At 40.8% G+C, this 24,905-nt stretch carries 14 protein-coding genes; 8 read left to right on the forward strand and 6 right to left on the reverse strand.

Annotated elements, in window-relative coordinates:
• Positions 1-15: 15 nt before the first annotated feature.
• From DXB63_RS11185 to DXB63_RS11200, 4 genes are all read right to left on the reverse strand, one after another.
• A complete protein-coding gene (locus DXB63_RS11185; RefSeq protein ID WP_369869605.1) occupies positions 16-837 on the reverse strand; it encodes a hypothetical protein in 822 nt (273 codons plus the stop codon).
• A 13-nt stretch (positions 838-850) separates the two neighbouring features.
• Positions 851-1,438, reverse strand: a complete 588-nt coding sequence (locus DXB63_RS11190) for a K(+)-transporting ATPase subunit C (protein ID WP_122126501.1) — start codon at positions 1,436-1,438, stop codon at positions 851-853.
• Between the two features lie 12 nt (positions 1,439-1,450).
• Complete coding sequence (gene kdpB, locus DXB63_RS11195; protein ID WP_122126502.1) at positions 1,451-3,484, reverse strand: potassium-transporting ATPase subunit KdpB; 2,034 nt, start codon at positions 3,482-3,484, stop codon at positions 1,451-1,453.
• A 450-nt stretch (positions 3,485-3,934) separates the two neighbouring features.
• Entirely contained in the window at positions 3,935-7,972 is a 4,038-nt protein-coding gene (locus DXB63_RS11200) for a hybrid sensor histidine kinase/response regulator transcription factor (protein ID WP_122126503.1), read from the reverse strand.
• 260 nt (positions 7,973-8,232) lie between these two features.
• Between DXB63_RS11200 and DXB63_RS11205 the strand changes: the two genes are divergently transcribed.
• The 7 genes from DXB63_RS11205 to DXB63_RS11235 all read left to right on the forward strand — a co-directional run bounded on the left by DXB63_RS11205 (position 8,233) and on the right by DXB63_RS11235 (position 21,050).
• The gene (locus DXB63_RS11205) at positions 8,233-9,279 is read left to right on the forward strand and encodes a glycoside hydrolase family 130 protein (RefSeq protein ID WP_122126544.1); all 1,047 of its coding nucleotides are present in this window, start codon (positions 8,233-8,235) and stop codon (positions 9,277-9,279) included.
• Between the two features lie 28 nt (positions 9,280-9,307).
• The gene (locus tag DXB63_RS11210; RefSeq protein WP_178300759.1) at positions 9,308-10,558 is read left to right on the forward strand and encodes an MFS transporter; all 1,251 of its coding nucleotides are present in this window, start codon (positions 9,308-9,310) and stop codon (positions 10,556-10,558) included.
• 34 nt (positions 10,559-10,592) lie between these two features.
• Positions 10,593-12,290: a hypothetical protein gene (locus DXB63_RS11215; RefSeq protein ID WP_122126545.1), complete on the forward strand. Its 1,698-nt coding sequence runs from the start codon at positions 10,593-10,595 to the stop codon at positions 12,288-12,290.
• A 12-nt stretch (positions 12,291-12,302) separates the two neighbouring features.
• Positions 12,303-15,383, forward strand: a complete 3,081-nt coding sequence (locus tag DXB63_RS11220; protein ID WP_122126505.1) for a TonB-dependent receptor — start codon at positions 12,303-12,305, stop codon at positions 15,381-15,383.
• An 11-nt stretch (positions 15,384-15,394) separates the two neighbouring features.
• Entirely contained in the window at positions 15,395-16,810 is a 1,416-nt protein-coding gene (locus DXB63_RS11225) for a RagB/SusD family nutrient uptake outer membrane protein (protein WP_122126506.1), read from the forward strand.
• 36 nt (positions 16,811-16,846) lie between these two features.
• Positions 16,847-17,932, forward strand: a complete 1,086-nt coding sequence (locus DXB63_RS11230; protein WP_158563671.1) for a LamG domain-containing protein — start codon at positions 16,847-16,849, stop codon at positions 17,930-17,932.
• 73 nt (positions 17,933-18,005) lie between these two features.
• Entirely contained in the window at positions 18,006-21,050 is a 3,045-nt protein-coding gene (locus DXB63_RS11235) for a LamG domain-containing protein (protein ID WP_122126508.1), read from the forward strand.
• 144 nt (positions 21,051-21,194) lie between these two features.
• Here the strand turns inward: DXB63_RS11235 and kdpA are convergent, their stop codons facing one another.
• Complete coding sequence (gene kdpA, locus DXB63_RS11240; RefSeq protein WP_122126509.1) at positions 21,195-22,901, reverse strand: potassium-transporting ATPase subunit KdpA; 1,707 nt, start codon at positions 22,899-22,901, stop codon at positions 21,195-21,197.
• Between the two features lie 21 nt (positions 22,902-22,922).
• On the reverse strand, positions 22,923-23,003 hold the full coding sequence (kdpF, locus tag DXB63_RS18425; protein ID WP_122126546.1) for a K(+)-transporting ATPase subunit F: 81 nt from the start codon (positions 23,001-23,003) through the stop codon (positions 22,923-22,925).
• A gap of 557 nt (positions 23,004-23,560) precedes the next feature.
• On the opposite strand from kdpF, the gene DXB63_RS11250 reads away from it, so the two are divergent.
• Complete coding sequence (locus DXB63_RS11250) at positions 23,561-24,877, forward strand: hypothetical protein (protein WP_122126510.1); 1,317 nt, start codon at positions 23,561-23,563, stop codon at positions 24,875-24,877.
• The last annotated feature ends 28 nt before the right edge of the window (positions 24,878-24,905 follow it).

Below are 24,905 nucleotides of genomic sequence, written 5' to 3' on the forward strand. Positions count from 1 at the left end.
TTCTTATTATGGTATTTATGGCTTTAATGTGATACCAAACACGAAATGCACGTCCTCCCGACTCGGGCTCCAAATAGCTTGTGCAAAGACGGGCAGGGAGAAATTATCGGTAAACCTGATAGCCTTTGTTGCCTTCAATCCTACATTTGTTACGGCGAAACCATCATTGTAATAGTTGCCCGGTGATTTGAAAGGGCTTGCACCGAGCGTGGCGTTCAGGTCTACGGTTTTCACGGTGAACGGATAGTTCAACTCGATGTAAGAAGAATAAGCATTCTTCACCTCCCCTTTATCATTGACTTTTTTGTCGCCTCCCCAAAACATGGTGTACCACGCAATACTCAACGGGAACTTCTCAACGGGAAGTGTATATGCCAGTCCGGCTTCCAAAATATGTTTGGTATCGCGATTGTCGAAGTTGAAATATTTGTTACGCCCTGCACCGTCTACATCGGTATTCGCCTTTTCGCCACTTGTATTAGAACCGGCTTGTCCTGCCCACCAATAGTCAGCCAATGAGATGGTGAAACCTTTTACGCTGTATGCTGCGGTGAGGTCTGCTTCCTTATGTCCCTGTCCGGTAAAGTCCACGCTACCCCATGCCGTGAGCGAGAAACCTCCTGCACTCAATCCGAGTGTAGGTTGGATTGCCGCACCGGATTGATACATACCACGCCATATGTAGGAACTTACCAAGTCTCCCTGCACATTGAAACTGACACCTTTCTCCTGTGCCTGGGCGCAGGTGTTTGTTGCAATCCATAGGAATGCGGCGATGATTGCCATTATCTTAATAGCACCTTTAGACTCACTGTCTATGTCGATTATCTTTTTCATATACTTCTTCATATTAAATATGTATTTTCTGATCATTTGTTTCCTCTAATGCGATGTTCAATTTTAGTACGTTTACTTTTGCCGTTCCGAACATACCGAGTAGCGGCCTTTCTATTGCCTTATCTACAATGGCTTTGACTTGTTCTTCATTCATCCCTCGTGCTTGAGCTACACGCCTTACTTGTACATAAGCACATTCGGGGGTGATGTCCGGGTCGAGTCCGGAACCGCTTGCCGTTACCATTTCGGCTGGTACTTCATTGCGGTTGAGGTAGGGATGGTGAACAAGGAAACTATCCACCCGTGCCGATACTTCGGTGAGATATTCCTCATTGGTTACGCCTTTGTTGCTGCCGGCGGAGCTGGTAGCGTCGTAACCGTCACCGGCGCAGGAGGGACGTCCCCAGAAGTAAATGTCCTTGGTAAAGGATTGACCGACGTTTGCCGCACCCACTATCTTTCCATCCAGGGTGACTACTTCGGCATTTCCTTTGTTGGGGCTTGCGAACTGTGCGAATATCCACAGAATCAATACATAGAATACGGAGAAGAATACACAGAATGCGAGTGTAAGCTTAAGTGATTTAATAAAGTTCTTCATTGTTGCTGATATTTAAAAGAATAATCCTATGAATAAATCTATTACTTTGATACCGATAAATGGTGCTATGACACCGCCCAGACCATAGATGAGCAGATTGCGGCGGAGCAGTGCGCTTGCACCTATCGGTTTGTATGTTACTCCTTTCAGTGCCAACGGTATCAGGATAGGAATGATGATGGCGTTGAAAATGACTGCCGAAAGGATGGCACTCTCCGGACTGTGAAGTCCCATGATATTGAGTGCGGCGAGTTCCGGGATGGCAATCATGAACAATGCCGGAATAATGGCGAAATACTTTGCCACATCGTTGGCGATGGAGAAGGTTGTAAGCGTTCCGCGTGTCATAAGCAACTGCTTACCAATCTCTACAATCTCGATCAGTTTAGTAGGGTCATTGTCGAGGTCTACCATATTGCCGGCTTCTTTGGCTGCCTGTGTACCGCTATTCATTGCTACGCCTACATTGGCTTGGGCGAGGGCAGGGGCGTCATTGGTTCCGTCACCCATCATGGCAACAAGTTTACCTGCCTGTTGCTCTTCTTTAATGTAGTTCATCTTATCCTCCGGTTTGGCTTCGGCAATGAAGTCGTCTACACCTGCTTTCTCGGCAATGTATTTGGCAGTGAGTGGATTGTCACCCGTTACCATTACAGTCTTTACACCCATCTTGCGCAGACGTTCGAAGCGTTCCTGAATGCCCGGCTTGATGATATCCTGCAATTCGATGACTCCGATAACCTTCTTGTTGGCACATACCACCAATGGTGTACCTCCGTTGCAAGAGATGGAAGCAACTGCTTCTTGTGTTTCGTCGGGAAATACATTACCTGCTTCTTCGGTAATCTTGCGGATGGCATCGAAAGCTCCCTTACGGATTTCCGTTCCGTCGGCAAGGTTTACACCGGAACATTTGGTCTCTGCGGTAAATTTAATCATCTTGGCTCCGGTCGTGTTGAGGCTGCGCATTCGTATTCCGTTTTCGCGTCCTAGTTCCACGATAGACTTACCTTCCGGTGTTTCATCGGAGATAGACGAGAGCAGGCAGTATTCTATAAACGCATGTTCGTCCATACCTTTTACCGGGTAGAACTTCGTAGCCTTGCGGTTACCGATAGTGATGGTTCCTGTTTTGTCGAGCAGCAGTGTGTCGATATCGCCTGCCGTTTCTACTGCCTTACCGGACTTGGTGATGACGTTGGCACGGAGGGCACGGTCCATTCCGGCAATGCCGATAGCAGAGAGCAGTCCACCGATAGTCGTTGGTATCAGACACACGAACAGAGATAAGAACGACGCAATGGTGATGACTGTTCCCGTATAATCGGCAAACGGCTTCAGGGTGACGCATACAATGACGAATACCAGTGTGAAGCCGGCCAAAAGGATGGTCAGGGCTATCTCGTTCGGGGTCTTCTGTCGGGATGCACCTTCCACAAGGGCTATCATCTTATCGAGAAAACTCTCACCCGGTTGCTGCGTAACCAATACTTTGATCGTATCGGATAATACTTTCGTACCACCCGTTACGGAACTTTTGTCGCCTCCCGCCTCGCGGATCACCGGAGCGGATTCTCCCGTAATGGCACTTTCATCAATGGAGGCGAGTCCTTCGATAATCTCTCCGTCGGCAGGGATGGTATCACCTGCTTCGCAAATAAAGATATCGCCTTTCTTCAGTCCGGAACTGCTCACGGTTTGCACTTTGTCACCTATAATGACTTTAGCAGGAGTTTCCTCACGCGTCTTTCGCAAACTGTCTGCCTGAGCCTTTCCGCGTGCCTCGGCTATTGCTTCGGCGAAGTTGGCAAACAGTAAAGTAATGAATAGGATGATAAACACCCAGATGTTGTAAGCGAACGAGCCTTGTGCATCATTGAATATGGAGTAGATTGTCACCGGAAACATGACTGCCGTACATACCTCTACGGTGAACATAATCGGGTTCTTTATCATCGCTCTCGGGTTGAGTTTCACGAATGATTGCTTCAGGCTCTCCATCACTTGCTCCTTTTGGAATAAGGAAGCTGATTTGTTATTAACCATAGTCTCTTTACCTTTTAATTTGTATACTATTATTTTTTATGCAGGAGTATATGCCAAAGGCATGCCAAATTATGGGACTAATGGATAAAGAGAAGAATATCAGCTATATATCGGTTGTTAGTCCATACCACGTTTATAAGACGACCTTTTCATTTTGGAAAGGTGAACTATTGTTTTGAAAGGTATATTTGTGAGAGGGAAAAGATGGAATCATTCAACAGATTACTTGACGTTGATTACAATCACCTTGGTGTCTTTTTCAATCATCAGGTTGTTTTTAAAAAACATCAGGACGTTTGATTACAAACATACGGTCGATTGAAAACAAACATACGGTCCTTTGTTTACAAACTCCTATCGTTTGCAAACAAAGGACCGTATGTTGAATAGCATATCAACCGGCTATAAATTTTCGGGACTGATTTTATAACCGGATTTTGTCATTTGGGCTTATAGATCAGTGCTTTTAGCATCCTCATCTTGTCCTTTTTGTGCCCTGAAGTCTTTCGGTGAGCAATTGTGTAACTTGGCAAATTCGCGATAAAAATAGGCTTTGTTATGGAATCCGCATTCAAGGATAATTTCCGATACGGTCTTGTCGGTATGAATCAGCATATTTTCTGCTTGCTTCAACCGATAGTTCCGAATGAAATCTCCGGGGGTGGATTGTGTGATTTGCTTAATCTTCCGGTATAACTGTACCCGGCTGATGACTAAATCACTGGATAAGGAATCCTGATTGTAGTTTTCATCTCCGAAGTTATTGCTGATAGCTTCGATAACCCGGTCGATAAACTGCTTGTCTTCTTTGCTTATCAGTGTGTTGTTGTACTTTTCCCGGTAAGCGGCCGGTGATTCGGAGAAAGTTTTCATCATACTGTCATTCTTCAGAATGCGCTCTACCGCAGCCTTTAGGTATCGTGGATGGAAAGGCTTGTTGATGAACATATTGGCCCCCGTTTCTAATACGTTGATGTGGCTTTCGATGGTCGATTTGCTGGAAAGCATGATAATAGGGATGTATTGCGTGCGTTTCTCCTTCTTTATTTGACTGATGAACTCTATGCCGTTCATTTGTGGCATGATGATGTCGCAAATAATCAAATCCGGCAATGTATCTTTTAATATGTTCAAAGCTACCAATCCGTTGGATGCCGGAATTACTTCATATTCTTCACCTAAAACATCTTTAATCAGTGTACGGATATCTTCTTGATCGTCGATAATAAGTACGATGGGACGCTGATTGGTGAAAAGCCCTGCCGTTTTATCCTGCGGTGCGGTCATCATCTCCTTTACAACAGATATTTCATTGTCGGTATGATGGGGCAATGTAATGGTGAAAGTCGTATATTGATTGATTTCACTGTTGACGGAAATAACTCCTCCCATTAAGTTGACTAAATCTTTGCAGAGAGCCAATCCTATACCATTACGGGTATATAGTCCTTGGGAAAGTTTCGTTTCGAAGTTATCCAGAATGGTGAACCGGTTGAATACATTGGATAAATCCTCCGGACGTATTCCCGGACCATTATTCGTACAAGCGATTATAAGTTGATTGTTTGTATCAATAGTAGCATTAATCTTAATGTATCCTTCTGTCGGTGTGTATTTTATGGCATTGGATAATAAGTTGAATATTACTTTTTCCAACATACTGCGGTCTATAATCCATAATGGCAGATTTTCCTGAATATCAAATGTCAGATTAATCTTTTTAGAGTCGGCTATATCTATGAAGTTGTCCAAAGTACATTTTATTAGTTCGCAGATGTCTACTTGTTCCAGTTGTACATGTAGATGACCCGTTTCTGCTTTTCTGAACTCCATTAGTTCTTGTATTTGCTCATGCATGCGCTCTGTATTCCGACGTATGGCCAAGAGTTGCTTCTTTATTTTTACATCGGGATTTTCGTTCATGAATATTTGCTCTATGGCACCATAGATAAGAGTGATTGAATTGGAGAATTCATGGGCGATGTTAGTGAAGAACCGTAGTTTGGCTTGATGTATCTCTTCCTTTTTTATCTTCTCTTGTTTTTCCATTTCCAACTCATGATTCATGATGAGCCTGGTCTTTTTAACTCGGTAAAACAACCATATTCCTAATGTCACTATCAGAATGTACAACCAGATAGCCCATTGGGTTGCCCACAACGGAGGTGTAATTAATATGGAAAACTGCATAGGAGTGTTCCATACTTGCTCGGAGTTACAGGATTTTACGTAGAGGGTATATTCTCCCGATGAAAGCTCGTTTAGGATGATGTTTCTATTGTTACCTATATAGCTCCACTGTGCATCTTTCTTGTTGCTTATCAATGTTCGTTTTTCTAATTTATAGGCAATCTGGCATTTTTTATTATCCAAGTAATCCAATACAGAGAAAGAGAGGCTGATTGACCCTGTTTGATAATTTGTCTTAATCGTATTTTGGTGAATTTGATAAGGCATGTTATCTACTTTCACATGATTGAGAATAAGGTTGGGGGTGAAATCTTTGCTGGCAATCAGGGAAGGATGCAAAATATTAAAACCATTAATGCCACCGAAATATAGTTCTGTGCCTTTAGCATTGGCGAAGCCTGCTCCGTCGGAGAACTCATTATCCTGTAACCCTTCTTCATGGTAGTAAGCTGTAATTTGATAGGTGTTGGGATTAATCTTTGCAAGCCCGTTGCTGGTGCTGACCCAAATATAATGATAACAATCTTCCAGGATGGCATGTATATTCGTATTGGGTAACCCCGAACTCTCTTCAATGTATTTGAATTTGTTTGTTCCATCTTTGTCTGTTGTCAATATACTCAAGCCCGAGGTGGTTCCTATCCATAGTTTCCCGGAACTGTCTTTTAATAAAGAAATGACATCATTGCTGCAAATGGAATTAGAGTTATCCGGTTCATTTTTATAAATAGAGAATTGATGCGTCTTTTTATTGAATTGATTCAGCCCTCCTCCCCGTGTAGCAATCCATAAGAAATCTCCGTCATCGAGTATTGCATAGATAATATTGCTACTGACACTATTGGGGTTATCGTCTATGTGTTTGAATTGGGTGATGTTCTCTATTTGGTTTTTAGTATTGATTGATAGCTTAAAGAAACCTTCACCGCTTGTACCTACATATAGTGTTGATGAATCGGTTTGCAGAATACTATAAACAGAGCATATGGCTTGGGCTAATGAGGAATCAAGGAAATCAGGATATTTTAGTTTATTGTTTTGAGTGTCGAAGTATTGCAACTTAAACCCGTCGGTACCGACCCAAATACAATTATTGCCTTGTGCTAGTGATAGTACGGAGTTATAAGTCCTACCTATACCCACATTATAATTTGAGAATGTTTCAAAGTTGGGTACTCCTAAATAGGAAATACGGGATAACCCTCCTCCTTTGCTGCCAATCCATATATTATTATTTTTATCTTGTAATATGGCACGAATGGGAAAATTATTCGTGTGGGCAAACCTTTTCTGATCGATAAGTGTGATAAAATTGGGCTTTTTGTATTTCTGGTAGATACCTTTTCCATCGGTTCCTATCCATAGAATATCTTGTGTACCTTTATATAAGGAAAGTACAGATACTTCGGTATCCAGATAGCGGACTAAGCGGTTATTACTAAATACAAAGCATCCGTTTGTTGTTCCTATAAATATTTGGTTATTGTGACTGTATACTGTATTAAGTGTTCCTTCGATTTTAATATCTGTCGGGTTAATCTTAGGTTTAATATCATATACATTAATATAATGGAGCTGGGTGTCCTGTGTAAACCAAATGTATTTATTTTGGTCGTAAAAGATATTTTCTACTTTTTCAGGGAGTATTATTTCTTGGATTAATTTGGCTTGATGGTCTTGGGTTATTTCAATTCGGAGTAATTTATCACTTTGTTCTTGTAACCACAAATAGTTTCTTTCATCAAAAAATAATGCTGTAATAGCCGGATTGCTGTTATATCCGTCTATTTGAACCGGAGTAAACGATTCTGATTCTTGATCGAACAGATATAAACCGCTACCTTTAAAAGCTGCTGCTATAATCCCGTTATGGTTTATACTGCAAGAGAATGATTTTTCTTGATAAATATAAGATTTGTGATAATCTAAAAAGTAATGGTCAAATTCTTCCGTTTGCTTATTCATACGGTTTATTCCATAGTCAGTGGTTATCCACAAGAATTTATTATTCTCTTCGGATATTGAACGAATAATTTGATGTGATAAAGATGCTTTTTCCCGACTTTGTGGCCGATATTGTTCGAATAGGGTTCCGTCATACCTGTTTAATCCGTCCCATGTCCCGAACCACATGATATTTTCACTATCTTGAAAAATAGTATTGACAGCACTGTTACTTAGTCCGTTGTTGTTGTTCAGATGATAGTATTCTACAGATTGTCCATTCCCTTTAATTGTACATAGGAACAAAGCGAAAAGAAAGCAAATCGTAAAGTTGAAGTTTCTTGTTTTATTCATCGTAATAGAATAAGTTGGAAAACAAAGATAGAATTAATTCTTCTGTTTCAAAAATACTTGGAATCAAATTATAGAACGTATACTATAATTTCAAATTAGTATACTATGGTATCAAAATGATGATTTTTAGAGAAGTATATCCTTTTGAAATCATAGTAGATGCTCTCTACCTAGCAGAACCTTACATTTGTTTTCGAAATCGAGACGGGATATTTCTTACGTTTCGAATAGAATGTTGGCCTATTAAAATCATTAATATTATGGATATAGCAAAAAGAAATCTACAGAATCCTATCTTAAAACCTTCCGACCTGAAACCCGGTATCGAAGGAATGGAAATTGTTTGTTTGTTGAATCCCGGAGTGTTTCGTATGAATGGCAAGATTTGGTTACTATTACGTGTAGCTGAACGTCCGAAACAACTAGAAGGTAAAATCAGTTTTCCTGTTTATAATGATAAGGGAGAAATTGAAGTTCTCCATTTCGATAAGAATGATCCGGATTTAGATGCTTCTGATCCCCGTGTTATCGTATATAAAAACAATTATTATTTGACTACGATGTCGTATTTGCGCCTGGTGTGTAGTGATGATGGCGTGAACTTTTATGAAGATCCTGCCTATCCTCCGATTTTCGGGAAAGGTGCCTTGGAAGCTTTTGGTATTGAGGATTGTAGAGTTGCAACGACAGAGGATGGCTATTTCTTGACTTTTACTGAGGTTTCCTCCGTAGCGGTAGGTGTTGGTTTGATTGAAACAAGGGATTTTAAGGATTACATTCGTCATGGTATGATATTCCCTCCTCATAATAAAGATTGTGCTATTTGGGAACAAAAAGTGAATGGTATGTACTATGCTTTTCATCGTCCCAGTAGTCCTGAATTAGGGGGGAATTATATTTGGTTGGCAGAGAGCCCCGACCGTATTCATTGGGGCAAGCATCATTGCATAGCCACTACACGTCCCGGAAAATGGGATGCAGTTCGTGTTGGAGCGGGAGCAGCTCCGATAAAAACGGATAAAGGATGGCTGGAGATTTATCATGGAGCCAATGCTGAAAATAGATATTGCTTAGGAGCTTTATTGCTGGATTTAAATGATCCTACTAAAGTAATAGCACGTAGTGAAGAACCGATTATGGAGCCGGTAGCTTCTTACGAACAGACAGGATTCTTTGGAAATGTTGTCTTTACAAACGGACAGTTCGTTGATGGGGATACGGTTCATATATATTATGGTGCCAGTGATGAAGTAATCTGTTCGGCAACTTTTTCCATAGTAGAAATTCTTCGTTCCTTGAAGATGTAAATACGAACGTATAAAAGGTTTAAATATGATAGAGAAACTTTTAAACGAGTACCGCGTATTTCAGCAATGTCCACGCAATATGCGTGTGCTGTTGATAACTAATATGCTTTATGCTTTAGTATTGCCGATTGTTGAAATATTTGTTGGTGCTTATATTATGCGTAGCTGTGGTAAACCTGTGTATGTGGCATTGTATCAGTTGGCCATGTATGCGGGAATTGTATTTACGTCGGTGATTAATGGTTGGTTGCTGAAAAATATCAAAGTTGCTTATTTATATTGTGCCGGTATTCTTTTCTCAGCTATATCAATGGTTGGTATGATGATGCTTGAACAGTTAGGTATTGCAGAATTATTGGTTATCGGTTTTATAATGGGAGCAGCTTCCGGCTTCTTCTGGACTAACCGTTATCTGATTACGTTAAATTCAACCAATGATGATAATCGGAATTACTTTTTTGGCTTAGAGAGTCTGGGCTTCACGGTCGGACAAATACTTGTACCTTTAGTTGTAGGAGCGATGATTGCACAGTTGCAGGGTAAAGTCTTTGCCGGAATTCAGATTGACGTAACTGTAGCTTATAGAATTGTCACAATAATGGCAACAATTATAGCAATTTTGGCTTGTTTCAATATATTACGGGGTAATTACGAGAATCCGATATCGAAGCAATTCCTATATTTTAAGTTTGATGCTCTTTGGAATAAGTTATTGGCACTTGCTTCCTTGAAGGGGATGGTGCAAGGTTTTTTGGTTACGGCACCTGCTATATTGGTGATGAAATTAGTTGGTGAAGAAGGAACTTTGGGATTAATTCAAAGTATCAGTGGTGGTGTTACTGCTATTTTGGTATATGTATTGGGGCGTATGACAAAGCCTAAGCATCGTATCATTGTGTTTTCAATAGGTTTAATTATATTTTTTATAGGAACATTAGTCAATGGTGTCCTTTATTCAGCTGTAGGAGTGATTATTTTTGTCCTTTGTAAAGTGATATTTCAGCCATTACATGATTTGGCTTACTATCCGATTATGTTGCGCGTAATAGATGTCGTTTCTAAGAAGGAGGGAAGAAATGAGTATGCTTATATTCTGAGCCATGAAATCGGATTATTTGTAGGACGTGCTTTTGGATTGTTGCTTTTCTTATTCTTAGCTTTTAAAGTCTCTGAAGATTTCTCATTAAAATATGCACTTCCCATTGTAGGGGGATTGCAGCTATTATCTTTACCATTAGCAAAACATATTATTAAAACTTGTGATTTGTATGAAAAATAATAGATTAAATAAAGCAATAGTATTTATAATTGCTATGTGTGCAACTGTGACGATACAAAGTTGTCAGGAAGAATCATTTGGTGTACCGGTAGAGCAAGTGGCAATTAATCGCGTGGAATTAATGCCTAATGTGCCTCAACCTTATAAAATATTGGATTGGGAGCAAAAAGCGAAAGACTTTGATGCATATATCTTCAATGAAGAAAATAAGGTGAATGGTAACCCACTGATTTGGTATGATAACAGTAGGAGGAATATCAATCAGGAGACATTCGGTATTTATACGGCAATAAATGATTCAAGACAAGGTCCGCTAAATAATAATGGAGAATTCCATGAGAGTTTAAACTCTTTGGCTGCATTGATTGGTAGTACTTTGGTCGGTATTGATAAAACGGATCAGAATGGTCGTAACTATGTGAAGATGGTTCAGAATTATTTCAATTCAGATAATGGATGGAACATAATTATGAATAATACGAACCCTTCGGTTGCTTTATTAGGGGGTGGATATGGACGTGATTGGTGGTATGATGTGTTCCCGAATGTGTTGTACTATGCTTTGTGTGATTTATATCCGAATGTAGAAGGTGCAGAGTACATACAACGTAGCATTGCCGAACAATTCTGTAAAGCTGATTCGATATTAAATGGTAATTATGATTATTCTTATTTTGATTATAGTAAAATGGAGGGAGTTATCAATAATATCCCTTTACAGCAAGATGCGGCCGGTGGGCATGCATGGGTGTTATATGCTGCTTATAAGAAGTTTGGAGATCAACGTTACCTGGCTCATGCAAAATCTGCATTGGATGTTATATTTAATCAGAAAGAGAGTCGCTTTTATGAAATTCTGTTACAAATGAGTGCTATTGCTGCTGCCCGGATGAATGCAGAACAAGGAACAAATTATGATGTTAAGCAAATCATTGATTGGACTTTTGATGGTTGTACCGATAAAAATGCACGGTATGGTTGGGGAGTTATTGCAGAGCGTTGGGGAGATTACGATGTTTATGGTTTACAAGGAAGTATCATGGATAATGGTGGATACGCTTTCTTTATGAATTCAGTAAAATTAGCATGGCCTTTAGTACCGATGGTCAAATATGAACCGCAATTTGCCCGTGCAATAGGTAAATGGATGTTGAACCTGACAAATGCCTGCCGTTTATTTTATCCGAATGAAATAGATGAACAACATCAATGGTTACCGGAGATGCGTGATTTAACCAAAGGAAATGTTGCTTATGAAGGATTGCGCAAAAGTGATGATTATGGTAAAGAAGTCTTAAAAGGAGTGTCTCCGGTAGCTATTGGAGATGGGCCGAAGTGGACAAGTTCTAATCCTCCCGAGAGTATGTTTAGTGTATATAGCACTTCTCCTGTCGGTATTCTGGGAGCAATGGTACATACTACATCGGTAGAAGGAATCTTGCAAGTGAACTGTAATACTACGGATTTCTATGCAGAATGTCCGTATCCGGTTTATCTCTATTATAATCCATATAAAGAAAACAAAACAATTACTTACCCTTTGGCGGCAGGCGTTGATTTATTTGATATTGTAGCTAAAGAGTATGTAACTAAGAATGTTAATGGAATTAAGGAGATAATGATTCCGGCTGATCAGAGCCGTATCATTGTTGAACTTCCTGCCGGTACAAAATTAGAAAAAGATGGTAATCATATCATCACAGCGAATAAACAAACTTTAAGCTATAAATAAACTATGAGCACAATGTTAAAAAAAATGTGGACTATGCTTTGTGTCACGCTCATTTCATCTTTGAGCTTTGCACAAACAACGAAGATGGTTACAGGAACCATTACAGATGCTGTTTCCGGAGAAAGTCTGATAGGAGTAAATATCATGATTGAAGGAAGTGCCACCGGTACGACCACAGATTTGGATGGTAAATACTCACTCAATGTTCCGGAGAATGCAGTGTTAGTCGTATCATATATTGGTTATGAAACGATAAAAGAGAGTGTTAAAGGTCGTACGGTTATCGATGTAAAACTAGGAGCTAAGTCCGAAGTTATGGATGAAGTGGTTGTGGTAGGTTATACCACAATGAAAAAGGCGGATGTATTAGGGGCTGTTTCGAAAGTAGGAACGAAAGAATTGACTGCTGCTCCATTGGCTTCTGCCGAGCAAGCCTTACAAGGACGTATTGCCGGAGTACAAGTTTCGGCAGCCACAGGTGCTCCGGGGGCTGATATTTCAGTTCGTGTACGTGGAGTAGGTTCTATTTATTCGGATAACGCTCCTTTATATATTGTAGACGGGATTCCGTCTTCGGAAGGATTGAATAATATTTCTCCGAATGATATTGAGAATGTTACGGTACTGAAAGACGCATCTTCCGCTGCTATCTATGGTTCACGTGCTACAAATGGCGTTATCTTGATTACTACTAAACAAGGAAAGTCCGGTAAAGCTAGGATTTCTTATAATGGAACGGTAGGTGTACAGAATGCTGTTAATTTGGTAAAGATGGCTAACACAAAAGAATATGTTGAGCTTTATAATGAGGCAACAGCGGCCGATAATATAGGCACAAGTATTCAGCGTAGTTTTATAACTGACGATATGTTGGGAAATCTGGCAAATGTAAACCATGTAGATGAGATATTCCGTACTGCAATGATGCATTCGCATGAACTGTCAGTGAGCGGAGGAAATGATAATGTGAGTTATTTGGTTTCAGGTTCCTATTTTAATCAAGATGGTATTATCAGAAATAGTGGATACGAGAGAGGGACACTCCGTGCTAATTTGAATGCAAAAGCAAAGGAATGGTTGCATATTGGCATGAATATGAATGGTAGTATCGCTAATACAAAATCGGTTTCCAGCTCTGGTGATGGTTATGGAAATAATCAGGGGGGAAGTGTTGTGCGTTATGCTATGTTCCGTAACCCTGCTATTCCGGTGAAAGACGCCAATGGTAATTATATAGACAAGCCAAGCACTTATTTTGGAAATGCTATTTATGATACATTCTTTGGTGACGGATATAATCCGGAGGCATTAGCTGATTATACAGACCGTAATAAGAACAATAAGACTTTGTTTGCTAAAGTTAATGCTAAGATATTGTTACCGTTTAATCTGAATTTGAATACGAACTTCGGAGTTGATTACCGTAGTTTTGAGGAGAAGGTGTACAATCGGTCTTGGGGAGATAACAATCGTATAAATAATCCTAATAGCCTGACGATTGCCAATGAAGAAGATTTAAATTGGACATTCAATACAACCTTGAATTTTAATCGTAAATTTAATGACGCTCATACTGTATCTGCTTTAGTCGGTTTTGAGGCTATTCGTGAAACTGCTAAAACAGCCAACAATTCTGATCAGGATTTTTCTATTTGGGACAAAAATCTGATATATATAGGTAATGGCAATGGTAAAAGAGAATCGAGTCAGAGTGAATGGGCTTCTACATTGGCTTCTTTCTTTTTGCAAGCTAATTATGATTATAAAAGCCGTTATTACATTAATGCCACATTGCGTGAAGACGGAACATCCCGCTTTATTGGCGATAATCGCTGGGGAACTTTTTATTCGGTATCCGGTGGCTGGAATATCCGCAATGAAGCATTTATGGCAGATCAGGAAATCTTCCATCAATTAAAGTTACGGGCAGGTTATGGAGTTATCGGTAATCAAAATGTAGGTCTTTATGCTTATTCAGACCGTTACAGTCCTAATTACTATTATCCTTTCGGAGGGGTTGCTGCCAACGGGTATGCACAAACTCAGTTAGGTAATGAGAACTTGAAGTGGGAGACAAGTGAACAATTCAATGTTGGTTTGGATATGGAGTTTCTAAAAGGAGCATTGGGTTTCTCTGTTGATTTCTATAATAAGATTACGGATAATATGTTGATGCAAGCTCCTTATCCGCCATCAATTGGTAATGCCTCTTCACCTTGGATTAATAGTGGTAAAGTATTGAATCGTGGTGTTGACTTTGAAGCGGTTTACCATCATATATTTAAAGATGGTCGGTTCGATATAGCATTTAACGGTGGTTTCCTTCATAATGAAGTATTGGAAATTGATGCACCGGTAGTTGGTGGGCGTGTAGATAATGGTGTTTATGCAACGAAGACAGAAGTTGGCTATCCGGTTGGTTCGTTTTTTATGTATGAAATGGATGGCATCTTTCAGGATGAATATGAAATTATTTCTTCGGCTTATCAAGGTGCCGGTATAAAACCCGGTGATGTAAAGTTCAAAGACATTCATAAAGATGGAACTATTGATTCTAAGGATCGTAAGCATGTCGGAAGCTCTATTCCTAAATTCACATTGGGATTGAACTTAAGTGCTGAATGGAAGGGCTTTGATATCAGCGCATTTTTCCAGGGAGCTTATGGACATAAAATATATAATCAGATATTGACGGATAATGAAGGCTTTTATCGTGGTTTCAATGTAACAAAGCGTTATTATGATAATCGTTGGACAGAAACTAATCCCAGTAATGAGTATCCGCGTGCGAGCTGGAAAGCAAAATCTAATAATGCTCGCGTATCTACCCGCTTCTTGGAAAATGCCTCTTATACCCGTTTGAAGAATTTGCAGATTGGTTATACGTTTAAAACGAATCAATGGAAAGTAGACCGTCTTCGTATTTATTTGGCTGCAACAAACTTATTTACTCTGACAAAGTATAGTGGTTTTGACCCGGAAATGACGGTGAGTGCTAACTCATCAGGCGAAGGAGACCGTGCAAACGGTATTGATTGGGGTACTTATCCGGCTTGTAGAACATATACGTTCGGAGTTAATTTAACCTTCTAAATTTAAGAGCAATGAAAAGATTAATATATGTATTTTTAGTATTGGCAGGGCTTTCTTCATGTGATGATTTCTTGACTGAAGATTTGAAAGGAGATTATAATTCTACTAATATCCTGTCGAATGAAGAACAGGCACAATTAGCAGTAAATGCAATTTATAATGCTGCTGCCTATAGTATTAACCTCTGGAAATTCGGAGACGTTGCTTCGGATGATGCCGTAAAAGGCGGTAACGATGGTGACCAGGCAGAGATAGGCTATATTGATGATTTTACGGTTCAGAGTGACAATGGAGTTATCGCTGAGTTTTGGCAAAATACTTATGAAACAATTAGTCGTGCCAATAATGTGATTGATGGAATAAAGAATACTCCGATGGATGCCACAAAGAAAGAGCAGATGATTGCTGAGGCTAAGTTCTTACGTGCCTATTCTTATTTTCAATTGGTAAATATCTTTGGAGAAGTACCGTTGAAGCTTTATCCTCAAAACTCGGATAAAAATATTTATGTAGGTTTATCTTCTGTAGAGGGTATTTATACTCAAATAGAGAAAGACTTGACGGATGCCGTAGTCCTTCCTGTTTCTTATGCGGTGACGGAAACCGGTCGTGCAACGAGAGGAGCAGCTTATGGTTTGCTGGCAAAAGCGCAGTTATATCAGAAGAAATATGGAGAAGCATTGACGAGTATTCAGAATTTAGAGTCTTTAAATCTATATGATTTGGATTCTTATGAGAATCTTTTTAAGCTAGGAAATGAAAATAGCATTGAAACCATATTTGCTATATGTTTCTTATCAAACCAAGTTCCGACTTGTAGCAATGCGTTGAATCAATGGCTGGCTCCTTCTATTGAGAGCGGGTACTTTTTTGATAATCCTACTCAGAGCTGGGTGGATATCTTTACCGAAAAGCAAACTGATGGAAGCGATGATTTACGTTTGGATGCCTCTATTGGTCGTGATGGAAAAACATGGTTGAATGATAATACATTTTCATCTTCTTGGTCATCAACAGGTTACTTGGTGAAGAAGCATAACCAACCGCTTACTGAAGTAGATGCCGGGCGTAAGGGTGATGGCGGATTGGCTTATATTTATTTGCGATATGCCGATATCTTGCTGATGAAAGCTGAATGCCAGAATGAACTTCACTATCCCGATTTGGCGGAAGCTCCATTGAATAGAGTTCGTAATCGTGCAGGACTTGCAGACATTTCCGGTAAAACGGAAAGTGAAATGCGTAGTTTGATTCGCACGGAACGTCGTAAGGAGTTGGGCTTTGAGTTTCATCGTTTCTTTGATTTAATGCGTTGGGGGAAAGAGGTGGCAACAGAGGCACTCGGTTCCGGGTTTACATGGATAGAACCCAGATATTATTTCCCTTTACCTCAGACGGAGTTAGATTCTAATCTCGGAATAAAATAATTAACAATTTTTTTTATTAACTAAATGTATAGTATTATGAAAAGGTATTTTAAATTAGTAGCGTTTTGTTTGGCAGTAACCTTAGTTGCACCACTTATGACATCTTGTTCGGATGATGACGATGACAAGGAAGTGGTAAAGGCTGATACTGCTGCGTTGAATGAAGAATTAACTGCATGTACAGCTTTGTTGGAAGCTGCAACTACAACTGATTATCCGCAAACAGCAATTGATGCTTTCCGGCAAATTATAACTGCCGTTAAGACCGGTTTGGAAAAGAATCCTAGTCAGACGGAAGTCGATAATATGTTGACGCAGCTTCAAGAAGCCAAAGCAACATTCTTGGCATCTGCTTATGATGCACTTCCTACGGATAAAATGGTATGTGCTTGGGATTTTGAAAAAGAAGGTGACAATTTAGTTTCTAATGGTGTTAAGCCTTGGACTGCTGTCTTGAAGGCCGGACCTGCTGAAATCTTTGGTACTGATACTCAAAAGCCTTTGTTTGTAGAAGGTGTTAAAGGTGGCAAGGCTCTTTCTTTTGATAAGGGTGCACACTTGGAAATTTCCGACTATACAAAGGGTGATTTATTGAAAGATGAATTATCTTTATCAGTATGGGTTAAACCTACAAAAACAGTTGCCGGAAACTATATTATTTCTTTGAACTATTGGAATACCTTTAAGTTTAATTTGCAGGATGAGAATAAGCCGTTCTTTACAGTAGCAACGGAGCAAGGTATTATTGATGCTGATAATGAAATGCCGCAATCTGTAAAAGAGAATGAATGGGCACATTTGGTAGTGGTTATGTCTTATAAATCCCACACTTTGAAGTTCTATGTAAATGGTGAATTGACCAAGACTTGGGATGAGACAGGTAAACCTGCATTGGCTAGCAATACTTGGGCTGCCGATTATGTATCTCCTACAGGAAAAACCCTTCCTTTGATAATTGGTGCCAGCACTACTTATGAGGAAGCTATGGCTGCTTGGAGTGATTGGTTCAAACCATCAGTTGACGCATGGGATTACTTCCATGGCTCTATGGATCAATTGAAACTTTTCACTGTCGCTTTAACGGATGGTCAGGTGAATAAGTTGTATAATGACGAAAAATAATTTAAATAAGTTTTGATGAGAAAAGGCACGGCTGGGATACAACCGTGCCTTTTTCAATAAATAGGATATAGGTATGAGAAAACAAATATTGTTTGTCGGGCTTCTTTGTCTTTGTATGATATCGAATGGACAGACGGAACAAATTGCTATTCCACGTATCGAGAAGATGCCGCATATTCCGCAACCTTATCTCTTACGTGATTGGAAAACCGTTACGGAGCAGTATGTAGACTTGGTATTCAACGAGCATGAAGGGGAGCATTTCCCTTTGTCTTCTCAGGAAAAGGCAGGTATGAATTATGCTCAGTACAACCCGATCTATATGGATACGTATGTGGGATGGAACTCCCACGGAAAAGGTTCGGAAGCCATTAATGTTATGCCGGCAGTTATTTCTGCTTATTTAACCGGATGTGAAGAGAGGAGTAGGCTCGAACTTGCACAAGGTGTGATGGATTTTTATAATGTAAGGAATGGTGAGAATGTTTACTTGAATGGCTTTTCTTCCAAATCGGGGAAAGATTGGTGGTATGATGTAATGCCGAATGTGTATTTCTATCAGTTGTATCAGTTGGCCGATTTGCCGGCTGCTTTGGCAAGGGAACAGTTCATATCCGTTGCAGATCAGTGGCTGGGAGCTGTCTCGGGTTTGGGAGGAAATACTTTCTTATGGCGTTTGCCGGATATGAACCATCGGGCTTATGATTTAATAACAGGAAAACCATTGACATCGGGTGTTAAAGAACCCGAAAGTGCCGGGAGTATCGCATGGCTGCTGTATCATGCTTATCTGGAAACAGGAGAACGTAAGTATTTGAAAGGAGCCGAATTATCTTTGGAATTTCTGAATAGTTTAACGAGTAATCCCTCTTATGAGTTACAGTTGGCTTATGGTGTTCAGGTGGCTGCGAAAATGAATGCGTTAGAGGGTACAGACTATGATCTGGAGAAGATGTTTAATTGGTGCTTTAATCGAGGGGCGTTACGCGGCTGGGGATGTATTGTCGGACGATGGGGAGATTATGATGTTTCCGGGTTGATAGGCGAGGCAAATGATGGAGGCAATGATTATGCTTTCGTGATGAATGGTTTTCAACAAGCTGCGGCACTGGCTCCGGTAGCCAAATATGATAAACGCTTTGCCCGTGCTTATGCCCGTTGGGTGTTGAATCTGGCAAATGCCAGTCGTTTGTTTTATACCGACGCATTGCCCGATACTCATCAGGAGCAGGCGAGCTTGGCATGGAGTCGGAAATATGATGCCAATGCAGTGATACCTTTCGAATCAATGAAAGAAAAATGGGAGGGAACCGGCCCGTTTGCGATGGGTGATGCACTGAAAGGTGGTTGGGCTGCAACAAATTTGTCACTTTATAGCGGTTCGAGTGTCGGCTATTTGGCAGCAGTGGTAGAATCAACGGATGTAGAAGCTATTCTACAGTTGGATTTGAATCGGACTGATTTGGACGGACGTCTAAAGTATCCTACCTATTTATATTATAATCCTTATACCGAAAAACGTACTGTTTCTGTGCATTTACCTGCTGGCAGTTATCGGATTTATGATGCCGTATCCGAAGTCTTTTTGTCGGAAGCGGTCTCAGGGACTTATGCACTGACTATTCCGGCAGACGGTGTACGATTACTGACTCTTGTGCCGGAAAATGTATCCCTGCGTCAAGACGGACGTTTGCTGTATGCAGGTCATTGTGTGATAGATTATCATGCGGGTAATGACTTTGGCTCTCGACTGCGTATCAAGAATCTGGAGATGCAAAGTTCTTATCTTGTGAAAGGGCAGACTGCAGTGGCGCGGGCAACGGTGGAGCATACTACTTCTTCTTGCACATTTGCTTGGGAGATAGATGGAGATAAAGTAGAGAAACAACTTTCTTCTACCATACAGTTCCCGGCCGATTTATCGCTTGGGGCGCATAAATTATATGTCACGGTAGAAGATAAAGGAGCGTCTTGCCGTGATTCGGTGGAATTCTTTGTTTTGGATACGCAAGTTAGTGTTCCGGAGATTACAGGGATTCAAGTGGAGGAAACTATGCCCGTGCAGCCGAACTCTGTTGTTCGGGCATCTGTTCAATTGAAGAACCATGCACAACCGACAGATATAAAGTGGACGATAAATGGCGGAACTATCGAGGATGAAATAGATTCGAAGGATGATGTAATGTGGAGATTACCTGATGCTGAAGGAATTTATACGTTGACGTGTACAGCCTCTACCGTACGGGGAAGTGTATCGAAAGATTATGAGGTATTGGTCAGAAGCAATGACGATGACGAAGTTACTCCATTGCTTTATTTCCCTTTTGATGATAGTTTACAAGATAAGGTTTCGGGTGTGGTGGCAGCCCAATACAGCGGAGCTTCTCCGATATTTACGAATGACGCTGCCGACAATTCGGTAAAAGCATTGCAAGTAAAGAATAATTTCTTCTATTTACCTAACTCCGATGAATTGAATTTCAGGGATGCTATTACTATCTCCCTTTGGATTTGTCCGCAGCAGAAGAACGGGGCAGAACAGTTCTTGGTAAGTCATGGCAGTTGGCAAGACCGTTACAAATTGTCTGTCAATCCGGATATGACCCTTCGATGGACGGTAAAGACAGCTTCGGGTGTGGTAGACTTGGATTATTCCATGCCTTTAACCCTGAATCGATTTGAACATTTCTGTGTGGTTTACACCGGTTTCTCGTTGGAGTTGTATCATAATGGAATGCTCGATACATATAAGTCTTTGACAGGGGATATGGGGAATACTGCCGAGAATCTGACGATAGGAGCAATGACAATGAGTGAGCAAGCGTATAATTATCAGGGAGTATTGGACGAGCTTTATATATTTCAACATGCAGTTTCACCGAAACAGGTTAAAAAGTTAGCCTATATGGAGGGAGTTTCCCACCTGACGGATATAAATACAACTGTCGATTTCTTCGTAGAAGACGGTTATCTCTGGGCTTCAGAGGAAGTAGAGCATTTCCGGGTGTATTCATTATTCGGTATTGACTTTACAGGGCAACGTTTACCTTCCGGAACGTATCTTGTGCGCTATTGGAAGAATGGGCATAGGTATAGTTCAAAGTTTTTAGTCCTATAATGTTTATCGGTGTAGCCTTTGGAAATAATAGTAACAATAGGCGATATGAAAAAGACTCCGGCTTGCAATGTTTTATGATGTTTGCAAGTCGGAGTCGTTTGTTGCAGAGCATAACTCTGTTAGTTATCAAAGCTCGTTACTTAATTACAGACTAAAGTGTTCTGCAATCGTGCTCAAAGCTTGTACGGGGAAGAAAGACAGAGCTGCCACGATGAAGATGACAGCAAACGTCATCACACCGAATGTTACCGTATCTGTCTTCAACGTTCCGGCACTCTCCGGCACGAACTTTTTCCGGGCGAGCAGTCCGGCTATTGCCACTTGGCCGACAATCGGCAAGAAGCGTCCGAGAATCAGGACGATACCGCAGGAGTAGTTCCAGAACCATGTGTTGTCTCCTAAACCTTCAAAACCGGAACCATTGTTGGCGGCAGAGGATGTATATTCGTAAAGCATCTCACCGAGTCCGTGAAAGCCCGGATTGTTGAGCCATCCGCCTTCACTTTCCACAAATCCCGGTGCATGGGTAAACAGGTAAGCAGCGAGTGCCGTGCCGACAAGGATGATGAACGGGTGCAGCAACGCCACGATAGTGGCAATTTTCATCTCCCGCGCCTCCACCTTCTTACCGAGGAACTCAGGCGTACGCCCTACCATCAGTCCACTGATGAATACAGCAATGATAATGAATGTATAGTAATTCATCCATCCCACGCCGACACCGCCGAACCATGTGTTAATCTGCATATTCAGCATCTCTATCATGCCGGATAGTGGCATGGTGGAATCGTGCATCCCATTGACCGAGCCGTTGGAAGTGACGGTAGTCGTCACGCTCCATAATGCAGTAGCCCCTGCACCGATGCGGATTTCCTTACCTTCCATTGTCCCGTTGTCCTGAGCGATGCCGATGCTGTCGATGCGAGGATTGCCGCCCATTTCCTGATTGACGTTGATAACCACACCGACGATGTAGGCAAACAGCATGACGCCGAAGATGGTATAGCCGAGCCGTTTACGCTTCAGGTAGAAACCGAGTGCGAATACCATAGACATCGGCAGAATCAGGATAGACCAACATTCCAGCATGTTGGTAAGGTAAGTAGGGTTCTCCAACGGATGGGCGGAGTTTACGCCGAAGTAGCCTCCGCCGTTAGTACCCAATTGTTTGATAGGTACGATGGCAGCCGTAGGGCCTTGTGAAATTTGTTGTGTCGTACCCTCTAAAGTGGTGATTTCCATCTTACCGTCGAATCCCATTGGCGTTCCCTGTAAGATAAGGATAAAACCGACCACTAATGATAACGGTAGTAAAATTCGTGTGCATCCTCTTACCAAGAAATACCAGAAGTTACCAATGGTCTGCGTACTCTTGCTTGCCATCGCTTTCATAATACCTGCCATTGCCGCCATGCCCGTTGCCGCGGTGATGAACTGGAAAAGCATGATAACGAACAACTGTGTGAAATAGGTAAGACCGCTTTCACCGCTATAGTGTTGCAAGTTGCAGTTTACCATGAAACTGATACACGTGTTGAATGCTTGGTGAACGCTTTGTCCGATGTTCCCGTCCGGGTTGAGTGGTAGAACACCTTGTGCTGTCAGTAACACCATTCCCCAAAGGAACCAAAAGAGGTTGATAGTGAGCAATGCCCGCAAGAACTGCTTCCAATTCATTTCTTCTGCCGGATTGATACCGCATACTTTGTACATGAACTTTTCTACCGGAGTCATGAAATCCGACCAAACCTTTTCACCTTTATAAACTTTGGCGATATATTTCCCGATGGGATATGCTAATATGACCATCAGGACAATCTGTGCCACAATACCTAAAATCTCTGTATTCATATCTTCAATAGATTAATACCGTTAAAACTTCTCAGGTCTGATAAGTACATACATCAGATACCCGAACATAATTACGCTGATAATAAATAGTGCTATGTACATAACTACTTTCTCCTTTTCATTTAGATATTCTCGAACCAATCAATACATTTGTAAAAGAACCAAAAGCAAGCTGCCCCGCTAAGGACGCAAACGGCAAATCCTAATACATCAAATTCCATCATCTTCTTCTTATTTTTAATTAATACTGTTGTTTATTGCCATAGGGTATGCCAAAGGCGTGCCATAAATAAGAGTGGATATGGTAAGTGATGGTATATCAGTGAGATAGTGTTTTGGAATAATATAGAGAGTAGAGGGGATATCTTTTCATTTTGGTAGGGTTGGTTATTGTTTTGATAAGTGGTAACTCCGATACCTAATGTAGAAGTCTATGTTTATCCGAACAAATTTCAATAAAAAGCATAGGTTTTATTAAGTCCTTTATATTAATTCGCTTATTTTTGTGGACGTATTAAATGAATTTAGAAAGATACCTGAAAAGATGGATTTTATACAGAGTTGGTTTAAAGGTTTTGAAGATGGAATAACCCGACTAAAGCACTTCCATTATTATAAATAATGGAAGTGCTTTAGGGAATGCAAAACATATTATGACTATGAGGAACATCATTAAGAATGTGTTCTTGTTTGTATCTTTACTACCGTTTATTGCAGTGGGGGCACAAGAATACATAAAGCAAGATACTGTCTATCGGAAGGATGGTACGTTATGGAGAATTAACGAATACATAGATGGACAGATGATAAAACGTACAACGTATGACAAATGGGGGCGGAAGTACGACGTGACACCGTTTAGGAATGGAGAACCTTTCGGATGGTCGGAGTTTTGGGATTTTGATAACGATTCTTACCAGCGATGTTTTTGTAAAGGTTGGGGATCGCCTCGTATCGTGGACAAATATTCGGTGTGGCAAGACCAGAAAGGCTTATCCCGCCGCATAGTGCAAGACGAGGGATACGAAACTCATTCTTTTAATAAACCTGATTGCGACTCTACGCAGACAGATATAACCGATACTCATATCGTGTTGCGCGACTACAAGGAGGGACAACTCCGTTCTTTGGAGCAATATACTTCCGATCTTATTCCCGACGGTACGTTTGAAGATTATCATCCTGGTGGAAAGATTGCGTGTAGACGACTATTTAGACAAGGCGAGTTGGTGAGCGAACAGTTTTTTGATTATAAAGGAGAGGAAATGTATGATGGAGAAGATAATACGGGGAACATGGCATCTAACGAACCGGAAGAGATAGAAGATAATGAGCCGGATGGGGTGAAAATAACGAAACTGACGAAAGAAGAATATCGGGAACTTTTGGCTAAGAGTTGCGATAGCAAGAACTTGCGCGAGTGCTTGGATAGCGGACACGATCTTATTATCCGTAACACTGCGGGTGAGATACTTTTGGAGCGGCATTCAACGGAAGAAGATTGGAAATCTACTAGTGAAGGAACTAGCGGTCATCTGAATTTTGCCTATTATGGATATGATAAGAATCTGGGGTTACATTTGGGTTTCTCAAGTTATGGAGACTACAATGACGTGCACTTTTTCGTTGTGCCCGAAAAGACTCCTGCATCTAAATATCCGGAAAGTAATATTGACTATCTGGAGTTGGAAGCTGAAAGTATATCTATTCATGAAACTACCGGATATATTGCTGTGATATGTGGTGACCGCACTACCCGCAACTATTCTCTATTCTGTTACTCTTGGAACGGGACGGAGTTCGCTTCCGTTTTCGATTTTATACTGGACTTACCTGTTGGTCTTCCTGATCTATGGTGGATAGGAGATAACTCGCTGATCGTCAGTTTATATGAGGGAGAGTGGTATCGTATAGACGTTACTCCTGAGGCACTGAAGCCTGAATTAATGGGAGAAGAGGACGAAGGTGATATATAAATATGATTTGAAAAATAGATAGAGATAG

The sequence above is a fragment of the Bacteroides sp. OM05-12 genome, assembly GCF_003438995.1.
Taxonomy (GTDB): domain Bacteria; phylum Bacteroidota; class Bacteroidia; order Bacteroidales; family Bacteroidaceae; genus Bacteroides.

Coding starts and splice junctions, on each gene's coding strand:
- DXB63_RS11185 (WP_369869605.1), bottom strand. CDS start 837: ATGAAAAAGATAATCGACATAGACAGTGAGTCTAAAGGTGCTATTAAG.
- DXB63_RS11190 (WP_122126501.1), bottom strand. CDS start 1,438: ATGAAGAACTTTATTAAATCACTTAAGCTTACACTCGCATTCTGTGTA.
- kdpB (WP_122126502.1), bottom strand. CDS start 3,484: ATGGTTAATAACAAATCAGCTTCCTTATTCCAAAAGGAGCAAGTGATG.
- DXB63_RS11200 (WP_122126503.1), bottom strand. CDS start 7,972: ATGAATAAAACAAGAAACTTCAACTTTACGATTTGCTTTCTTTTCGCT.
- DXB63_RS11205 (WP_122126544.1), top strand. CDS start 8,233: ATGGATATAGCAAAAAGAAATCTACAGAATCCTATCTTAAAACCTTCC.
- DXB63_RS11215 (WP_122126545.1), top strand. CDS start 10,593: ATGTGTGCAACTGTGACGATACAAAGTTGTCAGGAAGAATCATTTGGT.
- DXB63_RS11220 (WP_122126505.1), top strand. CDS start 12,303: ATGTTAAAAAAAATGTGGACTATGCTTTGTGTCACGCTCATTTCATCT.
- DXB63_RS11225 (WP_122126506.1), top strand. CDS start 15,395: ATGAAAAGATTAATATATGTATTTTTAGTATTGGCAGGGCTTTCTTCA.
- DXB63_RS11230 (WP_158563671.1), top strand. CDS start 16,847: ATGAAAAGGTATTTTAAATTAGTAGCGTTTTGTTTGGCAGTAACCTTA.
- DXB63_RS11235 (WP_122126508.1), top strand. CDS start 18,006: ATGAGAAAACAAATATTGTTTGTCGGGCTTCTTTGTCTTTGTATGATA.
- kdpA (WP_122126509.1), bottom strand. CDS start 22,901: ATGAATACAGAGATTTTAGGTATTGTGGCACAGATTGTCCTGATGGTC.
- kdpF (WP_122126546.1), bottom strand. CDS start 23,003: ATGTACATAGCACTATTTATTATCAGCGTAATTATGTTCGGGTATCTG.
- DXB63_RS11250 (WP_122126510.1), top strand. CDS start 23,561: ATGAGGAACATCATTAAGAATGTGTTCTTGTTTGTATCTTTACTACCG.